Origin of the sequence: Bacillus sp. ISO11 (assembly GCF_003458115.1) — a bacterium.
Taxonomy (GTDB): domain Bacteria; phylum Bacillota; class Bacilli; order Bacillales; family Bacillaceae_G; genus Bacillus_A; species Bacillus_A cereus.
Map to the genome: position 1 here is coordinate 1 of NZ_QXCO01000103.1, position 370 is coordinate 370.

Consider the following 370-nt stretch of genomic DNA (forward strand, 5'->3'; position numbering starts at 1 on the left):
CAATCGAGCCCATAATTACAATATAAAATACCGCACAAAAGAAGATTAAAATGTATTTTAATGTCTTGTTCATATTAGTACCGTCCTAAAAGAGGGTTATTTGGATTTTAATATCGTATGTAAAAAAAGTGCATTTATACAAGGGAAGGGTAGCTAGCAAAAGTAAAACAAAATCTTTATTTAAAAACTAAAGTGCGCTTTTTAAAGCGTTCCTTAAGAAAAATAAAAAAGAATACCTCATGATTAATCTGTACCCTTTGTAAAGGACATTTTGAAAAAAGTTAGGCAACATCAAGAAGATGATTTCTGTATCCAACAGGAGTCATCTTTTTTAAATTCCATTGATATCTATAATGATTATAATACGTCA

General features: G+C 28.6%; 1 protein-coding gene. It reads right to left on the bottom strand.

Translation table 11 applies throughout. The annotated features are described in order from the left end of the window. Positions 1–281: 281 nt before the first annotated feature. Positions 282–370, bottom strand: an 89-nt coding sequence (locus D1166_RS31025; RefSeq protein ID WP_133300480.1) for an IS3 family transposase, incomplete at its 5' end; no start/stop codon positions are given.